This is a genomic window from Deinococcus sp. YIM 77859, assembly GCF_000745175.1.
Taxonomy (GTDB): domain Bacteria; phylum Deinococcota; class Deinococci; order Deinococcales; family Deinococcaceae; genus Deinococcus.
The window spans coordinates 1,325,001-1,340,855 of sequence record NZ_JQNI01000002.1; the positions used below are offsets into that span (position 1 = coordinate 1,325,001).

Annotated in this window: 15 protein-coding genes; 9 read left to right on the forward strand and 6 right to left on the reverse strand. The window is 67.1% G+C overall.

Annotation, left to right across the window (positions count from 1 at the left end; genetic code table 11):
- Window positions 1-29: 29 nt before the first annotated feature.
- On the reverse strand, window positions 30-746 hold the full coding sequence (locus tag EI73_RS06590; protein ID WP_034387866.1) for a 50S ribosomal protein L25/general stress protein Ctc: 717 nt from the start codon (window positions 744-746) through the stop codon (window positions 30-32).
- A gap of 225 nt (window positions 747-971) precedes the next feature.
- Between EI73_RS06590 and efp the strand changes: the two genes are divergently transcribed.
- From efp to accC, 3 genes are all read left to right on the forward strand, one after another.
- On the forward strand, window positions 972-1,529 hold the full coding sequence (gene efp, locus EI73_RS06595) for an elongation factor P (RefSeq protein WP_034385306.1): 558 nt from the start codon (window positions 972-974) through the stop codon (window positions 1,527-1,529).
- 159 nt (window positions 1,530-1,688) lie between these two features.
- Complete coding sequence (gene accB, locus EI73_RS06600; protein ID WP_034385307.1) at window positions 1,689-2,213, forward strand: acetyl-CoA carboxylase biotin carboxyl carrier protein; 525 nt, start codon at window positions 1,689-1,691, stop codon at window positions 2,211-2,213.
- 44 nt (window positions 2,214-2,257) lie between these two features.
- Window positions 2,258-3,595: an acetyl-CoA carboxylase biotin carboxylase subunit gene (gene accC, locus EI73_RS06605; protein ID WP_034385308.1), complete on the forward strand. Its 1,338-nt coding sequence runs from the start codon at window positions 2,258-2,260 to the stop codon at window positions 3,593-3,595.
- A 77-nt stretch (window positions 3,596-3,672) separates the two neighbouring features.
- On the opposite strand, the gene EI73_RS06610 is transcribed toward accC, so the two are convergent.
- Together EI73_RS06610 and EI73_RS06615 are read right to left on the reverse strand one after the other, a co-directional pair.
- On the reverse strand, window positions 3,673-3,897 hold the full coding sequence (locus EI73_RS06610; RefSeq protein WP_034385309.1) for a hypothetical protein: 225 nt from the start codon (window positions 3,895-3,897) through the stop codon (window positions 3,673-3,675).
- Window positions 3,898-4,130: 233 nt separating this feature from the next.
- Entirely contained in the window at window positions 4,131-4,439 is a 309-nt protein-coding gene (locus EI73_RS06615; protein ID WP_034385310.1) for a hypothetical protein, read from the reverse strand.
- Window positions 4,440-4,532: 93 nt separating this feature from the next.
- On the opposite strand from EI73_RS06615, the gene EI73_RS06620 reads away from it, so the two are divergent.
- Together EI73_RS06620 and rnr are read left to right on the forward strand one after the other, a co-directional pair.
- On the forward strand, window positions 4,533-5,348 hold the full coding sequence (locus EI73_RS06620; RefSeq protein WP_051935435.1) for an exodeoxyribonuclease III: 816 nt from the start codon (window positions 4,533-4,535) through the stop codon (window positions 5,346-5,348).
- A gap of 616 nt (window positions 5,349-5,964) precedes the next feature.
- Window positions 5,965-9,270 (forward strand): ribonuclease R, encoded by a 3,306-nt coding sequence (gene rnr, locus EI73_RS06630; protein ID WP_034385312.1) that lies wholly within the window; start codon window positions 5,965-5,967, stop codon window positions 9,268-9,270.
- Window positions 9,271-9,338: 68 nt separating this feature from the next.
- On the opposite strand, the gene EI73_RS06635 is transcribed toward rnr, so the two are convergent.
- Complete coding sequence (locus tag EI73_RS06635; protein WP_034385313.1) at window positions 9,339-10,433, reverse strand: App1 family protein; 1,095 nt, start codon at window positions 10,431-10,433, stop codon at window positions 9,339-9,341.
- 137 nt (window positions 10,434-10,570) lie between these two features.
- Entirely contained in the window at window positions 10,571-11,341 is a 771-nt protein-coding gene (locus EI73_RS06640; RefSeq protein ID WP_034385316.1) for an SDR family oxidoreductase, read from the reverse strand.
- Between the two features lie 83 nt (window positions 11,342-11,424).
- Here EI73_RS06640 and EI73_RS06645 point away from each other — a divergent pair, with 83 nt between their 5' ends.
- Window positions 11,425-12,618 (forward strand): S8 family serine peptidase, encoded by a 1,194-nt coding sequence (locus tag EI73_RS06645; RefSeq protein WP_034385318.1) that lies wholly within the window; start codon window positions 11,425-11,427, stop codon window positions 12,616-12,618.
- Window positions 12,619-12,642: 24 nt separating this feature from the next.
- The gene (locus EI73_RS16510) at window positions 12,643-12,813 is read left to right on the forward strand and encodes a hypothetical protein (protein ID WP_197050747.1); all 171 of its coding nucleotides are present in this window, start codon (window positions 12,643-12,645) and stop codon (window positions 12,811-12,813) included.
- 81 nt (window positions 12,814-12,894) lie between these two features.
- Here the strand turns inward: EI73_RS16510 and EI73_RS06650 are convergent, their stop codons facing one another.
- On the reverse strand, window positions 12,895-13,221 hold the full coding sequence (locus tag EI73_RS06650) for a non-heme iron oxygenase ferredoxin subunit (RefSeq protein ID WP_034385321.1): 327 nt from the start codon (window positions 13,219-13,221) through the stop codon (window positions 12,895-12,897).
- A 237-nt stretch (window positions 13,222-13,458) separates the two neighbouring features.
- Here EI73_RS06650 and EI73_RS06655 point away from each other — a divergent pair, with 237 nt between their 5' ends.
- Entirely contained in the window at window positions 13,459-14,763 is a 1,305-nt protein-coding gene (locus EI73_RS06655; protein WP_034385323.1) for an ABC transporter substrate-binding protein, read from the forward strand.
- 158 nt (window positions 14,764-14,921) lie between these two features.
- Window positions 14,922-15,854 carry a carbohydrate ABC transporter permease gene (locus EI73_RS06660; protein ID WP_034385325.1) on the forward strand — a complete coding sequence of 311 codons (933 nt, stop codon included), beginning with the start codon at window positions 14,922-14,924 and terminating at the stop codon, window positions 15,852-15,854.
- Window position 15,855: the final 1 nt, after the last annotated feature.

Genomic DNA, 15,855 nt, shown 5'->3' on the forward strand with positions numbered 1-15,855 from the left:
CGGGAGTCCCGGCCCTGGGTGCCTGCGGCTTACTGGCCCTGATTGGCCCGCTCGCTCGCCTCTTCGGTGTCCTGCTGGGCCTGGCTCTCCGTCTTGACCTCTTCAACGCTGGCCGCACCCTCCAGCACAGCTTCAGCCGCCTCGGGCGAGATCTCACCCGCCGCGACCAAGCCAGCGACCTGCGCCGCCTGCTGCTCGGCGGCAAGCTCCTCGGCGGTGAGGCGGGGCGGCAGCACGCTGATCACCACCAGGTCCTCTTCCACGGCGAGCTTGACGCCCTCGGGCAGCTTGATCTGCCCAGCCGTGACGTGGTCACCGATATTCAGGGCAGTGACGTCCACCGTGATTTCCTGGGGGATACGGCGCGGGCCGGGGGCGATGACGTTCAGGTTATGCACAACCACATCCACCAGGCCGCCCTGAATCTCACCCTGAGCCTTGCCGGTGGTGTGGACGGGCACGGTAACCTCGACAGGTTGGCCGTAGGTCACCATGTAGAAGTCGGCGTGGATGGCCTCGCGGCGGCGCTTGTCCATCTGCACGGTCTTGACCAGCGCGGGGAAGGTCTCGCCACCCTCGATCACGATGTCAAAGAGGCCGGTCGTGCCCTGCTGACGGAAGGCGCGGTCAAACGCCTTGCGCTCGATGGCAAAGGTGACGTTCTTCTCCTTGCTGTAGGCGACGGCGGGAATCATACCGGGTGCCAGCTTCTCCTGGCTCTTGCGGGGGGTGGCTCTTAGTTCCATGTGCTGTTTTTCCTCCGGGAAGGCTTTGGCCGCCTCGGGCGCGCCGCGCCGGCCGGGGAAGGCGGCGTGGGCGGGGGCCAAGCAACCCTGGCAGTGTAGCAAAACTTGGAGCGGGTGTGGTTTTCGGCCCTCTCTCCCCTCTGCTAGAATCGTGCCTGTTGCCGCGCGGCGGGCTGGTACGGCGCTTGCCCCGGTGAAACTTGCCCCTGTGAAAAAGGAGAACCCATGATCAGCGTGACTGAACTGCGCAACGGCACCAAGGTGGAGATGGACGGCGGGCTGTGGGAGTGCCTGGAGTACTCCCACCTCAAGATGGGACGCGGCGGCGCCAAGGTGGTGACCAAGTTCCGCAACATGGAAACCGGGGCCATCGTGGACCGCACCTTTAACAGCGGCGAGAAGCTCCAGGACATCTATGTAGAGGGCAAAAAGATGCAGTACCTCTACAAGGACGGTCAGGACTACGTCTTTATGGACCTGGAGACCTTTGATCAGGTGTACCTGCCCCCCAGTCTGGTTGGAGACGCCGCCAAGTTCATGAAGGAGAACACCGAGGTGGAAGTGGCGATGTACGGTGACAAGCCCCTGAGCATCACCCTCCCCAACCAGGTGATTCTCAAGATCGTGCAGACCGACCCCGGGGTGCGCGGCGATACCGTCTCGGGCGGCACCAAACCCGCCACCCTGGAAACCGGCGCCGTCGTGCAGGTGCCCCTCTTTGTCGAGCAGGGCACCGACGTGAAGGTCGATACCCGCACCGGCCAGTACCTCAGCCGCGCCTGATGACCGCGCCCGACGCCGCTCCCAGCCGGTCTGGGGCGGCGTTCGCTTTTGCAGTTAGACTCAGTTCAGCCTAACGACCGTTCGGGAGCGGGTAACAGCCTGGTCTGTCTCTCTCACGGCATGATGGGCGCAGCAGATTTCACTTCATCAGGAGGGACCATGAACCCAGACGATCTCAAAAAGATTCTCGATGCCCTCAGCGCTGCCGACGTGCGCGAGTTTAGCCTGACGACCGGCAGCTTTGCCCTGGACCTCAAACGCGGCCCGGTTGCGGTGAGCAGTCCCGCAGCGGTCCAGAGCGTCCAGAGCGCGCCGCTGCCCGCACCCAGCTTCCAACCGGCTCCGGCCCCGGTCAGCGCTCCGGCACCCGCCGCGCCCGCCGCCGAACTGCCGGCCGCCCCCGCGCCTGCTGCCGAGCAGACTGCAGAAGCGCCCAAAAGCACGAGCAAGGGCACGCCCGTCAAGGCGCCCATCGTCGGGACCTTCTACGCGGCGTCCTCCCCGGATGCTCCGCCCTACGTGAAGGTGGGCGATACCGTGAGCCCTGGACAGGTCCTGTGCATCATCGAGGCGATGAAGCTGATGAACGAGATCGAGGCCGAGGTGGGCGGCACGGTGCGCGAGATTCTGGTGAAAAACGCCGAGCCGGTCGAGTACGGGCAGACGCTCTTCATCATTGAATGAGGCGTGAGGGATCAAAGCCGACCTCACCCCTTGCCGGAGCCAACATGTTCAAAAAAATCCTGATCGCCAACCGCGGCGAGATCGCCCTGCGCGTGATTCGCACCGCGCGGGAGATGGGCATCAAGACGGTCGTGGTGTACTCCACCGCCGATGAAAAAAGCCTGCCGGTGCTGCTGGCCGACGAATCGGTGTGCGTGGGGCCGCCCGCCTCCAACGCCAGCTACCTGAACATTCCCAACATCCTCTCGGCGGCCCTGATGACGGGCGCAGAGGCGGTGCACCCCGGCTACGGCTTCATGGCGGAAAACCCCGACTTCGCCGAGATGTGTCGCGAACACGGTCTGGTGTTTATCGGGCCGACGCCCGAATCCATGCGGGCGCTGGGAAGCAAGGCGGGCGGGCGCGAGATCGCGCGGCAAAGCAACGTGCCGACGGTGCCGGGAACAGGGGTCCTCGGAAGCGTGGAGGACGCCCTGCTGGCCGCCAAGCAGATCGGCTATCCGGTGCTGCTCAAGGCGTCGGCGGGCGGCGGTGGCCGCGGGCAGAAGGTGGTTCGCACCCAGGAGGAGTTGCGCAGCGCCTTTGGTCAAGCCCAGGAGGAGGCGCGGCTGTACTTCGGTGACCCGGCGATCATCATGGAGAAATTCCTGGAGGAGTTCCGGCACGTCGAGGTGCAGGTGATGGGCGACGGCCAGGGCCACGTGATCCATATCGGGGAACGTGACTGCTCCATTCAGCGCCGCAATCAGAAGCTGATCGAGGAAGCGCCCTCCACCCTGCCCGAGTCGCTGCGCCAAGAGATCCTGGATGCGGGCGTGCGTCTGGCCAAGCACGTCAACTACGCCGGGGCGGGCACGCTGGAATTCATCGTGGACCGTGACGGCAACTACTACTTCATGGAGATGAACACGCGCATCCAGGTGGAGCACACCGTTTCGGAGATGATTTCCGGCCTGGACTTCGTGAAGCTTCAGCTTCAGATCGCGGCCGGCGAGGGCCTCTCCCTCCGGCAGGAGGACATCAAGCTGCGCGGTCACGCCATCGAATGCCGCATCAACGCCGAAGACCCCGACAAGGACTTTCGCCCGGCCGCAGGTCGAATCGACGACGTGCACTTCGCAGGCGGCCCCGGCGTGCGTGTGGACAGCCACGCCTACACGGGGTACGTGATCCCCCCGCACTACGATTCCCTCATCGGCAAGCTGATCGTGCACCACGACACCCGGCAAGACGCCATCGCGCGAATGAAGCGCGCCCTGGAAGAAACCGTCATCCAGGGGCCAAAGACGACCATTCCGCTCTACATCAAGATTATGGAGAATCCCTTCTACAAGCGGGGCGCGGTGCTGACGAACTTCCTCAAGACCCGCCTGGAGGTCTAGCCTCCGCCCCAGGCTCTGGTTGGAACAACAAGCGGGGGACGTGGGCACTGACCCACGTCCCCCAGACCTGCTTGGGCTTATTCGCCCGTCAGAATGTTCTGACCCTTGTTTTCGCGGTCCTCGATGATCTTGCCCAGAATGAAGAACGTGGGCGGCCAGAAGCCGACGAAAAGACCGCTGCGCTGCTTTTCCTCGCCGGTCTTGTCGCCAGGGCCGCCGTCAGCCTTGCCCCCCACGAAGCTGCCCGCAGACACCAGAATGGAAGCAAACCCGAGGATGTACATGACGTTGGAAAGTTTCATAGGGTACCTGCTTTCGAGAACAGAGAGGCCTTCACCGTGGAGTGATGAGAACCGTAACCTTCCTCACCACCCTGCAACCGACACAAGCAACTCTGTCCCGTCCCCCGGCCACAAAACGTGAGCCTTCTTCCCAACTAAAGGATGGATAGATTTCCGCCTGCCACAGTGAGTTCAGGCTTTTGCCGCGCGAAAAGGGCCTTAAGCTGTGGGGGCAAGCAGTCTCCGCGGGGCGGTCACCGGTCAAACTTGTCGTATCCCGCGGCGCTGCGGCGCTGCGCTCCCCGCGCGTAGTCCAGCTGCATCTCGACGGTCTCGGACCGGCCTTCGGTGAAGGTGCTGTCGTGCATCCAGTAGTTCAGGCGGTCCTCGCCAAGCTGGACCCACAGCTTGTGTTCGTCCTCTTGATCGCGCCAAAAGGTGAGGTGCTCAAAGCCATTCTTGTCCGCCCAGGCCTGCACATCGGCGAGCACCCGCGCCGCTCGGGGATGGGTCATCTGGTACTCGCTGCCGTCTCTCTCGTTGCGGAACTTGATCTCAGCCATGATACGAACAGCGTAACGGACGTCCGGTGTACCCCACCCACGAAGAGTCTGAGCATTTCTTGAACGGCTTCCCAATGCCGTATTCTCCCGCCGATGCCCGCGGCCGCGCCCACCACCCTCAAGGTCACGACGCTGAATGTCAACGGCCTGCGCAGCGCCCTGCGGCGGGGGCTCGAAGGCTGGGTAGCGCGTGAGCGGCCCGACGTGCTGCTGCTTCAGGAGATCCGCGCGGATCCCATGCCGGAGGCGCTGGCCGGGCTGGGCTACGCGGGGGCGTGGTTTCCAGCCCAAAAGGCCGGGTACAGCGGCGTGGCCCTGCTGAGTCTGCACCCCCTGTCGGACGTGCGGGTCGGCATGGGCCACGAGGAGATGGACCAAGAAGGCCGCGTGCTGAGCGCCGTGGTGCAGGGCGTGCGGTTTGCGAGCGTGTACCTACCCAGCGGCAGCAGCAGGCCGGAGCGCCAGAGCTTCAAGGACCGGGTGCTGGGGGACTACCACGCCTGGACGGTGGGGAGGCTCGCAGAAGGCTTGCCCCTCGTGATCGGTGGAGACTACAACGTGGCCCATCAGGAGGTGGACCTGAAAAACTGGCGCGGAAACCGGAAAAACAGCGGCTTTCTTCCGCACGAGCGCGCGTGGATGACGGCGCACCTCGCCGCTGGCCTCACCGACACGCACCGGGCGCAGCTAGGGGACCACGCGGAGTACACCTGGTGGAGTCAGCGCGGGAATGCCTACGTGAAAGACGTGGGCTGGCGAATCGACTACCTGCTCGCGGCGGGCGTGCGGCTCCGGGACCTCTGGGTGGACCGGGAAGCGCGCCTGAGTGACCATGCCCCCCTTACCGGCACGGCCGAGCTGCCGAAGCGCGGCACCATACCAGAGACCGAACTCGTCGTGCCAGACTAGGGGCGTTCCCCTGCGGCCTGCCTCACGGGAACACGTGATAGACTCTGCTTGCTGCCGGGCAACAGGACAGCGCCCCCGCTCCGCCCAGGGAGGCGGGCCGGACGCCGCCCGAGACAAGCGACCCCTCTACCCCGTGGGTGAGATGCCCGAGCTGGGGCCACGACCATGCCAAGGTGAGCGTGCATGCGCCCGAATGGTCCCCGCGCGCCCCGCGTCCTACACGAGAACATCCCACGGGCGTCCTGACAGGTGAGGAATGCCGAGAGCAAAAAAGGAGCAGGCGGTGCAGGATGAACGGCAAGACCTCACCCCCTCCGACGAACAAGTGAACACCGGGAGCCGAGCTGGGGCCGACACGCCCCCCGCTTCCGAAGGCCATGGAGCGACTCTTTCCGCGGCGGGCACGACGCCGGCCGCCCCCAAACGCACGCGCCAGACCCGAGCCGCCCCAGCGCCGGCCCTGCAAGAGGCCGCCGCTGCCAAGCCCCGCCGAGGGCGCAAGCCGAAGGCGGAACCCCAGGCAGAGGCCAGCGCAGCCCCTTCCCCCAAAGCACCGGCTCGCCGGGGACGCAGGGCGCAGGGCGGCAGCGAGCCGAAGACGACCCCTACAGAAACCGTGACGGCGGAGGCTACAGGAACAGAAGAACAGCCGGCCCCCACGAACACCCGGCGCGGCCGCAAGCCGAAGGCCGAGGCGACCGCGGCCCCCGAGGTGCTGCCGCCCGTCGCGGAACCCACCGACCCGGTTCTGCTCGAGGTGCCCAAGCGGCGGCGGGGGCGTAGGCCGAAGACGGCCGAGGCCGCGCCCGCCGAGGAGACACCCGCCCCCGAAGTCGAAGCGGCCCCGGAAGAGGTGCCCCTGGCAGAGGTCCTGGGTGGCGTGGAGCCCGTCGCGGTCGAGGACACCTCCCCGGAAGCCAGTGTCGCCGAGCCCGTGCTGACGGTCACGGGCAACGGCCAGGCGGACACGCCCGAACCGGTGGTGGACACGCCGCTTGTCGAGCAGGTGGACCTTCCTGCCCGCGACAGCCGCCGCAACCGCAAGCCGAAGCGCGAAGCACGAGCAGCGGCCGAAGTCCGTGCCGAACCTGAGGCCCTGACCGCGGAGGCGCAGGACGAGCCGGAAGCCGTCCCGGAAGGCGAACAGAACCCCGCTCGTGACCTGGTGGTCGCGCAGCTTCGCAGGCTGGGCCGTCCGATTCACGTGCGTGACCTCGAGCGTACCTTTACCCGGCAGATGCTCGACCGGCTGGGGGGCTGGCGAGACCTAGAAACGCTGCTGGACGACCTGACCCGTTCGGGCGAGGTGATTCGCACCCGCAGGCGTACCTACGGGCTGCCGGAAGCGATGAGCCTGGTGCGCGGGCGCTTCCAGGCGTCGGCGGCGGGCTTTGGCTTCGTGATTCCCGACAGTGGCGGCGAAGACTTCTATATCGCGCCCGAAGACACCCTGGAAGCCTGGAACGGGGACACCGTGCTCGTCCGCATGGAGGGCCGGGGCGACACCGGACGCAGCAACGGTCCGCGGCGGGGCCAGCGGGGCGACGGGAGCCCCCGCGCCTCGGTCGTGCGAATCGTGCGGCGCGCGTACCGGCAACTCGTCGGAACGCTGGAATTCAGCAAGGGCCACCCCATTCTCAAGGCCGACGACCCCCGTGCTCGGCACCGCATTCTGCTGCTGCCCGAGGGGCTTGAGGGCCTACACAGCGGGACGCGCGTCGTGGCCGAGCTGTTCTGGCCCGAGCAGACCGGTGAGGATGAGGTCTTTGGCCAGGTTGCCCGCGTGCTGGGCGAGCAGGACGACCCGGCCACCGAGACGGAAGCTGTGATCGTGAAGTACGGCCTGCGCGGCGAGTTCCCAGAGGACGTGCTCGCCGAGGCGCAGGCTATTCCGGCGCAGATTCCGGCAGAGGCGCTTGTCGGTCGCCTGGACCTGCGTGACTTCAACATCTTTACGGTGGACGGACGGGATGCCAAGGATTTCGACGACGCCATTCATATCCAGCCCACACCGGAAGGCACCTTTGTGGTGGGCATTCATATCGCGGATGTAAGCCACTATGTGCGCGAGGGCACGCCGCTCGACAAGGAAGCGTACGCGCGGGCGACGAGCGTGTACCTGCCGGGCCGCGTCCTGCCCATGCTGCCCGAGCACCTCAGCAACGGCGTGTGCAGCCTGGTGCCCCATGAGGACCGCCTGACTGTGACGGCGTGGGTGGAGCTCTCTGCCGAAGGCGACGTCTTGGACGTCAAACTCATGCCCAGCGTGATCCGCTCCAAGGCGCGCCTCACCTACGACGAGGTGCAGGCGTACTCGGAGGGCACCGCCACGCTGCCCGAACACGCGCGGCACCTCGAAGGCGACCTGCACCTGCTGCTCAAGATGACGACCAAGCTGCGTCAGAAGCGGCTGCGCGAGGGCTCCCTCGACTTCAAGCTGCGTGAGGTGAAGGTGGACGTCGGTCCGGACGGGCGCATGGACCTGATCCCCATCCGCGAGGAAACCGCCCGCGGCATGATCGAGGACCTGATGCTCCTCGCCAATAAGGTGGTCGCGCACTACCTGATCGAGCGCGAGATTCCCACCCTCTTCCGCGTTCACGAGGAACCCACCCTCCAGAAGTTCCAAGAAACCAGCAACGCGCTCGGGCGGCTGGGCCTTGCCTTTCCCGGTGGAGAGCCCACCCCGCAGGCGTACCAGGCGGTCCTCAAGGCCGTGCGGGGCACGCCGCGCGAAGGCGTCGTCAACACGCTGCTTCTCAGAAGCATGCAGCAGGCGAAGTACGCGGAGGAGAACTTGGGGCACTTCGGCCTTGCCTTCGACGAGTACCTCCACTTCACCTCGCCCATCCGCCGTTATCCGGATCTGCTTGTGCACCGGGTGCTCAAGGCGGTGCTGTCGGGCGACCTGACGGCCGGAAGCCGGGCCGTAGGAGCGCTGCGCTCCCGCCTTCCCGGCATGGGCGAGCACACCTCCGAGCGCGAGCGGGCCGCCGCCGAGGCCGAACGTGACCTCACGAAGTACTACCAGGCGAAGTGGGCGCAAGAACACCTGGGCGAGACCTTTCCCGGCAACGTATCGGGCGTGGTGGCCAGCGGGCTTTTTGTGGCCCTGGACAACGGTGTGGAGGGCAAGCTGCACATCTCCCACCTGGACGACGACTACTACGTTTACCTCGAAGACGCGCAGATGCTGCGGGGCCGTTCCACGGGCCGCATCTTCCGCCTGGGTGACCCCGTCACCGTGACCATCAGCCAGGTCAATCCCCTGGCCCGCCAGATCGACTTCATCCCGGAGGACACCGACATGGACGGCAATACCCCCCGGCCCCGCGCACGCCGCCGCGAGGACCGCGAAGCAGAAAAACGCGAGCGTCTTCAGACTGTCAGCAGCACGCCTCCCCGCCGGTTCACGCTGGAAGACCCCCAGCCCGCTGCGCCAAGCGGTCCCACCCGGCCGCAGGGTCAGGGGCGCGGCGCTCGGAACCCGGCGGGACGAGACGGCAGCGGTCAGGGCAGCCGTACGCCCCTGCGTCAGGGAGGCGGACGCGTGCGGCGCGTGATCACGCTGGAACGCCCCCGCAACGAGCACCTGCGCCCGGTGAACATCACGGTGCAGCGTATGTACTTCGGTGACTGGACGGTGGATAACCTGCCGCCCGACGAGGATCAGGGAGCCAGCCGGGGCAGCCGCGGCTTCGAGCGCCGGGAGCGGGAGAGCCGCGGTCCGGGCACCTCACGCGGTGGAAACGACCGGGGCGCGGTCCGCGACCTGAATGGCCGCCCGCAGCGCGCCGCACAGTCCCAGTTCCCCGTTCAGCCTGACGCCGCCCAGGGGGAACAGGCGGACGGGTCTGAGAACCGCCGCCGTCGCCGTCGCCGCGGTCGCCGGAGCGGAAACGGGGGCGGCGCTCAAGGCTAGGCACCCCCCAAGGGCGGGCCAGGGGCACACCTCTGGCCCCCTTGCTGGTGGCCAGGGCGGTCCTCACCTCAGGTCTCGTAGGTCCGAGCCACGCTTGTCAGGACGCTCCGCAGTTCGCCGGGTGTAATCAGGCCCAGCGCCATCGCGTGACTGGCGGCTTTGAGGCTGTCGGCCGCAAGCACCAGGTCCACCCCTGCCCGGCGAACCTCCTCGCGCAGGCTCAACACGCCCTGGTCTCGCTCGGCACCGGTCACGTCGCGGATGTACACGGCCAGCACGCGGCCAGGGTGGGCGCGCACCACTTCGGCGTAGATCTCGGGATCTTTCTCGCCGCTGTCCCCCACCAGAACAAAGTTGAGGTGCGGAAAGCGGGCAAAGAGGCGCTCGATCACGCCGTGCTTGTACCCGCCGTGGCCCTTGAGGAGGTCAACTCCCCAGTTTCGCAGGAAGAGGGGCCCCAAGGGAATACGGCGGTACTCCAGAAACTGCCACAGCAGGTCGAAGAAGTTCCAGGGACTGCTGGACACGTAGAAGATGGGGTTGCGCCGCTCGCCGTCGCGGGTGAGCGCGCGGTACAGGGCCCCCACTCCGGGAAAGGGCAAGCGGGTGCGGGCGTTGCCCGTCAGGCTGGTGTAGAGCATTCGCGGCAGGCTGGTCACATCGGACTGAATCACGGTGTCGTCCAGGTCGCTGATGATGCCAAAACGGGCTTCCGCGACCACCTGCACGCGGGCGCGAGTACTGCCCGGACGGCCCTCAATGGCGAGGCTCGCCTCGTGCCAGCCCCCGGCCAGCGGCGACTCGGGCGCAAAGACCAGGGTGAAGTACCCGTCACTGTCACTCACCGCGCTCGCCGTACTCCCGCCCAGCGTCCCGGTCACGCGCACCCCGCCCACCTCCCGCGAGAGCAGGCGGCGCACGCTGTTGCGCACGTTGCGCCAGCGCGGGTCACCCTTTCTGGCAGGAGCGAGGGTGCGGGGCAGCAGCACCCGCCCGGTCAGCTCCACACTCTCCGGCGTGCCCCAGCCCACGTAGGGTTGCAGAATCAGCTTGCCGCGCGCTCGGCGGGGCTGCACGTACCCGCTGACGGCGTGGTCAAGAACCAGCAGCGCCCGTTCCAGCGAGGGTTGAATCGCCTTGAAGGCGGCCTTGGCGGAACTCATGTACAGGACAGTCTACAAGGATGACCCAGGTCGGTGAATCACGCCCCTGCGGGCTGACGAAGACGCCCACAAGGCCGTTTCGGCACGGCCCTCAGCTCCTGCCTCTCCCGTCCTCCTTATCCGCTCGTCTCTTTGGGTCAGCGGCGGTGCGCATACCGGCGGCGGAAGACGAGCGGCACCACCCGGTCCACCAGGCCGGGGAACAGAGCATCAAGCAGGACCGGCAGCCGGTAGGCCCGCGGAACGATCACCTCGCGCTGGGGACGCTCCAGGACGTCGGCGACCGCCCGAGCCACGATCTCCGGCCCGGGCATGGGCAACCGAGCCGCCCGGGTCATCTCGCTGCGCACGAAGCCGGGCGAGACGAGGCTGACCTCTACGCCCGTGCCCAGCAGTTCGCGCCGCAGCGCCTGCGAGAAGCCGCGCAAGCCGAACTTGCTGGCGGAATACAGGCCGTTGAAGGGCACCCGCCCGGCGACCGAGCCAATATTGACGATGTGTCCGGCTCCCCGCGTCCGCATCTGCGGCAGGACCAGCCGCGTGAGCTCGATGGGCGCTTCGAGGTTCACGCGCAGCACCCGCAGCGGATCGAGATCATCCCACCACCAGCCGCGCTCGACGGTCACGCCCGCGTTATTGATCAGCACGTCCACCATTCCGAACTGGGCACGAGCCGCCTCGACCAGGGCGCGGCGCGAGGCGTCATCCGTCACGTCGGTCGGGACGGCCAGCACGCGCGAGCCGCTGGGGTCGAGGGCGCGGGCCAGGGTGGCGAGTGCTTCCGCCCGGCGCGCCGCCAGCACCAGCCGGTGCCCCCGGGAGGCGAGCACGGCCGCAGTGGCCCGCCCGATGCCGCTCGACGCACCGGTGAGAAGAATCGTCCGGGGGATGACCTGGGGTGCCCTCATGGCAGGATGCTAGCGCGACGCCCCCGGACTTCTCACCCATTGCTCCTCAGCCCCCGGTCAGGCGACTGCGCGAGACTGGCAGGGTGAAGCTGCTGCCGCCTCTTCTCCTCACCGCTGCGCTCGGGGGCACGCTCGCCCTCGCCGCCCCGCGGGTCGTGCCCATCCCGGCGTTGCCGCCAACCTCGGGCACGTCCGCTCCCATCCTCCCCGAACTCACCCCGCTGCCCGCCCGCCCGCAGCCCGCGCCACCGCTGCTGCCGCTCTCACCCGCACCCACCGTTTCCACCACCTACCGCCCGGCTGATCCCCTCTACGCCCGGCAGTGGAATCTGGCGGTGATCCGGGCGCCGGGGGCCTGGGCACACCTCAGCGGGGGGCGGGGCGCGCGGACGACGGTCGCGGTGCTGGACACGGGCTTCGTCCCCTCGCCGGAGCTCGCAGGCCGGGTGGTCAATGGCTACGACTTCGTCTCGGACCCCGCCCGGGCGGGAGACGGTGACGGGCGTGACCGGGACGCCAGCGGCTTGGGGCCGTTCGCCTACCACGCGGAAGTGATTGGCAACCTGATCGGTGCCGCGCACGACGGCCGGGGGATGGCCGGAATCAACCCGCAGGCACGCGTGGTGCAGGTGCGGGTCGCGGGAACAGACGGCCTGATCGCCCCGCAGGACCTGGCCGACGGGCTGCGCTGGGCGGCGGGGCTCAGCGTGCCGGGGGCCCCTCCCAATCCCAACCCGGCCCGGGTGCTCAACCTCAGCCTGTACGCCGACTTCATTCCCCTGACCGGTTGCGACGCGCGGATTCAGGCGGCGGTGGACGCGGTCACGGCGAGCGGAGCGCTGGTGGTCGCCGGAGCTGCGAACGACGGGGCGGACGCGAGCGGCTACTCGCCCGCCGGGTGCCGGAATGTCCTGACGGTGACCAGTGTGACTCCAGACGGGCGGCGGCCCGCGTATGCCAACTGGGGGCCGAGGGTGGCCCTGGCCGCGCCCGGTGGCGAGCCGGGACACGGCATCGTGAGCAGCAGTGTCAGCGGTCAGGCTGGAGAGCGTAGCCCGAATGGCACGAGTTTCGCTGCGCCCCACGTGGCGGGCGTGGCCAGCCTGCTTTTCGGGCTAAAGCCGACGCTGACGCCCGCCGAGGTCCGCGACCTCCTCACGCGCACGGCCACCCCCTTTCCCGGAGGCCGCTGCGACCCCGATCCCCGGAAAAGCTGTGGACGGGGCCTGCTGAACGCGGAGGCCGCGGTGCGCGCGACGCTCGGCACGCTACCCTAGACGCATGTCGCTTCGGAGGAACCCGTGAACGCCCCCGCCTGGCGCATCTGGCTGGTGACGGCCCTGGTGTGCGGCTGGGGCATCCTGACGATCCGTTTCGCACAGAAGGGAGACGTACCCTTTGCCCTGCTGTGCGCGCTGCTGCTTGTGTCCAACGCCGTGACGCTGTGGCGGCTGACGAGAAAAGGCCGCTGATCCCCCATTCCTTGCCCCAGGTCACGCCGCCCATCAGCATCGCTGCTCGGTGACGGCATGTTCCGGTGGGGGCGCACGCGCCTAGAGCGGGAGCACATACACCTCGCCGTCCTCTACGAGCGTTCGGTAGATCCTCACGGGTTTCACGGCGGGCAGCGTCTTGGCCTTGCCGGTACTGAGCTCGAACTTCGCGCCGTGCTTCTGGCAGGTGATGCGGCCCTGGCTCACCTCACCGCCCAGCAACGGGTAGTCCTTGTGGGTGCAGTTGTTGCGCAGGGCATAGAACTGGCCCTCGTAGCGCACGACGACCACGCTCACGCCATTCACCATCACCTCGGTCTGGCTGCCCTCGGGAAGTTCTGCCTCCGCGCCCACCCGCACCCGCTCCACGCTGACCTGCTCGCTCATGGGGGCGAGTCTAGCGGGCCGCCGGACCAGAGCAACAGGACTTGGCTCCGTCTCCCAGGTCCACAACGATAAAAGAACGTTCAGGGTGGGGGCGCAATTCTATTTGACGGGCTCCCAGTGCGGGTGTAGGCTTCCAGGTGAACACCTCTCTCGCCAACGAGCACCACCGGTGACTCCGCCACCCTGCTCCTCCGAGCCCGCCTGAGCTGGCTCGCGTCCCCAGGAGGTTGACCCGTCATGACCGCGTCCCTGTCCCGCACTGTTCTGCTGGCCCTGCTCGCGCTCGGCGGCGCGGCCCACGCCCAGTACACCGGCCCCAAAGTGACCCTCACGTATCTGCACGGCTTTACCGGCGCCGACCGGCCCGTGATGGAGCGGCTGATTCAGCAGTTTAATGCCACCCATCCCAACATTCAGGTGCGGGCGCAGGCGCAGCCCTGGGGCACGACCTGGCAGCAGCTCCCGGCGCTGGTCGCCTCGGGGCGCGCTCCGGACGTGGTGGTGATCAACGAGGACCAGATCACCAACTTCATCGCCCGTGGCGCAGTGTCGCCCCTGACGGACGCCGAGCTCAAGGCGGCAGGCATCAACAAGGCGCGCTTCTACGGACCACTTTTTAAAACGGCCGATTACGAGGGCCGGTCCTACGGCGTCCCCATCTCCTCGGTCGCGTACGTGACGTTCTACAACAAAGACCTCATGAAAAAGATGGGCATCACCAAGGTGCCCACCACCCGCGCCGAACTGCTCGCCGCCGCGCGGGCCTGCACCACCGACAAGAATGGCCGGAAGCCAGGGCAGGCGGGCTTTGACCCCAAGAACCTCGACACCTGGGGCATCAGCCTGTACAACAACTGGGTGGGCTCGCGCCTGGCCTATGCCGCCATCCTCCAGAACGGCGGCAGCCTGGTGGACAAAACCCTGAACGCCAGCTTCAATAGCCCGCAGGCCGTGGAGGCCGTGCAGTTCCTGGTGGACCTGGTCCAAAAGCACGGCGTGGCCCGGCCCAACAGCACCGAGGAGGCAGAACTGGCGGCCTTTAGCCAGGGCAAGGTCTGCTTCTTCCCCAGCGGCCAGTGGTACCTCGACCGCTTCGAGGGGCAGAAGATGAATTTCGGCGTGGCTTTTGTGCCGCGTATCGGCAGCAAGCAGGATGCGGCGTGGGGCGGCAGCAGCCACCTGACGCTTCCCCGGCAGCGGCCCGGCTACGACGCCAACAAGCGCCGCGCCGCGCTGGAATTCATCAACTGGATGACGCAACCCGCCCAAAACCTCACCTGGACGGAAGCGGGCAGCCTACCCACCATGCCCGCCGTCGCCAACGACAAAAAGTTCGAGGGCCGCCCCATCTCGGGTGTCTTCGAGAAGTTGGGCAGCATCTACGCCACCAGTGGCTTCCCCTGGAGCGGGCAGGTGCTGGGGCCGTTCGACAACGCCTGGGCCAACGCCTACAGCGGCAAGATGAGCGTCAAAGCTGCCCTGGACGCGGGGGTGAGCGAGGCCAACAAGCAGATTCAGCAGGCCCGCAAGACCTTCCAGTGAGTCCGCGAGCAGCCTGAGACACCGCGCCGGTCCCGGACGAGCGGAGGATGAGCAGCAGCGTCCGCAGCAGGCCGGGACCGGCTCCCCTGTTCTCAGCTGCCAGCCGTCAGAAAGAGGGTGTCCCATGACCTTGCGTCCCCCTTGCCACGGAAGCCCCAATGAGTCTTAGCCTGCCGCGCGCCGCTGCCCCGCGCCGAAGGAGCACGCGCCCGCCCCTGGTGCCGTACCTGTACCTGCTGCCCTTTGCGCTGCTGTTTTTGGTCTTTGTGGTGTATCCGGTGGGGTACGGCTTCTATGTCAGCCTGCACCGCTGGGACCTGCTGGCCGAGACGCGGCCTTTTGTGGGGCTGGAGTACTACCGCAACCTTTTTGACCCGAGCACGCCGCAGGCACAGTTTTTCTGGAACAGCATGAGGAATACGGCCCTCTTCACGCTGGTCAGTGTGCCCCTGCTGATCGGGACGGCGCTGGGGCTGGCACTGCTGCTGTACCGGCCCATCTTTGGGCGGGCCTTTTTCCGGGCGGTCTTCTTTCTGCCGGGCATTCTGACGGTGTCGGTGATGGGCATTCTGTGGCGCTGGATGTTCGATAACCAGATCGGGCTGGTGAATGCCGTTCGCACCGATCTGCTGGACCTGCCCCCCGTGCCGTTTCTTTCCACCGAGGGGCTTGCCTGGCTTCCGATCGTCGTGGGGACAGTGTGGTGGACGGTGGGGTTTAACATGACCCTGTACCTCGCCGCGCTGGGCAACATCTCCCAGAGCTACTACGAGGCGGCCGAGATCGACGGGGCGACCTCCTGGGCCAAGTTCCGCTTCATCACCTGGCCGCTTCTGGGGCCGGTCACGCTGTTTGTCTTTGTGACGACCGTGCTCGCCAGTTTCCAGCTGTTTGGACAGACGCTGGTCATCACGGCGGGCGGTCCCAACCGCACCACCCAGAGCGCCATCCAGTACATCACGGAAGAAGCTTTCAGCAACAACCAGTTTTCCAGCGCCGCCGCGATGTCCTTTGTGTTCGGCCTGGTGATGCTGATCTTTACCTTCTTGCAGTTCCGCATCATGGCGAAAGACGCTCGAGGAGAGAGCTGAG

Bases quoted from the DNA above. Each gene is read 5' to 3' on its own strand.
- EI73_RS06620 (WP_051935435.1), top strand. From the start codon at position 4,533: ATGCCCGCGGCCGCGCCCACCACCCTCAAGGTCACGACGCTGAATGTC.
- EI73_RS06615 (WP_034385310.1), bottom strand. From the start codon at position 4,439: ATGGCTGAGATCAAGTTCCGCAACGAGAGAGACGGCAGCGAGTACCAG.
- accB (WP_034385307.1), top strand. From the start codon at position 1,689: ATGAACCCAGACGATCTCAAAAAGATTCTCGATGCCCTCAGCGCTGCC.
- EI73_RS06655 (WP_034385323.1), top strand. From the start codon at position 13,459: ATGACCGCGTCCCTGTCCCGCACTGTTCTGCTGGCCCTGCTCGCGCTC.
- accC (WP_034385308.1), top strand. From the start codon at position 2,258: ATGTTCAAAAAAATCCTGATCGCCAACCGCGGCGAGATCGCCCTGCGC.
- efp (WP_034385306.1), top strand. From the start codon at position 972: ATGATCAGCGTGACTGAACTGCGCAACGGCACCAAGGTGGAGATGGAC.
- EI73_RS06650 (WP_034385321.1), bottom strand. From the start codon at position 13,221: ATGAGCGAGCAGGTCAGCGTGGAGCGGGTGCGGGTGGGCGCGGAGGCA.
- EI73_RS06610 (WP_034385309.1), bottom strand. From the start codon at position 3,897: ATGAAACTTTCCAACGTCATGTACATCCTCGGGTTTGCTTCCATTCTG.
- EI73_RS06635 (WP_034385313.1), bottom strand. From the start codon at position 10,433: ATGAGTTCCGCCAAGGCCGCCTTCAAGGCGATTCAACCCTCGCTGGAA.
- EI73_RS06640 (WP_034385316.1), bottom strand. From the start codon at position 11,341: ATGAGGGCACCCCAGGTCATCCCCCGGACGATTCTTCTCACCGGTGCG.
- EI73_RS06590 (WP_034387866.1), bottom strand. From the start codon at position 746: ATGGAACTAAGAGCCACCCCCCGCAAGAGCCAGGAGAAGCTGGCACCC.
- EI73_RS06660 (WP_034385325.1), top strand. From the start codon at position 14,922: ATGAGTCTTAGCCTGCCGCGCGCCGCTGCCCCGCGCCGAAGGAGCACG.